This is a genomic window from Dietzia massiliensis (assembly GCF_018390595.1).
Taxonomy (GTDB): Bacteria; Actinomycetota; Actinomycetes; order Mycobacteriales; family Mycobacteriaceae; genus Dietzia; species Dietzia massiliensis.
Genome location: NZ_JAHBAV010000237.1, coordinates 1 through 414 on the forward strand (window position 1 = coordinate 1; position 414 = coordinate 414).

The 414-nt window shown below is 46.6% G+C and carries 2 pseudogenes; both read right to left on the minus strand.

The annotated features are described in order from the left end of the window. A pseudogene (locus tag KHA85_RS20410) lies at positions 1-210 on the minus strand (hypothetical protein); the annotation flags it as partial. 21 nt (positions 211-231) lie between these two features. Further along, positions 232-414, minus strand: a pseudogene (locus KHA85_RS20415) (hypothetical protein); the annotation flags it as partial.

Consider the following 414-nt stretch of genomic DNA (forward strand, 5'->3'; position numbering starts at 1 on the left):
TTTCAGTTCCTCGCTGGTCAAACGGATGTCTCCCCCGACGACAACGCTTTTAGGTTGCAAAAACTCCCCATATGCACGGCCGACACGATAGGCAATATCGTTGTTCAGCTCTTCACCCAGCTGCCCGCGAATGTCGTATGCTTTGAAACAAGTCAATGATTGAGACATGTTGAGATCCTTACCAAACGTAAATACAGTGATGCGGCTCAAATATCCACCGCACCAAAATGATTAATTATGCTGAGCGGAGTCGCCGATTCGCACGATATCGTCTTCTCCCAAATAGGCACCCGACTGAATTTCAATCAAATCCAGCGGGATTTTTCCCGGGTTTTCGAGAGAATGTTCGACCCCAAGAGGGATATAAACGGATTCGTTTTCACTGATCAGTTGCATTTTACCATTGGTATGCAC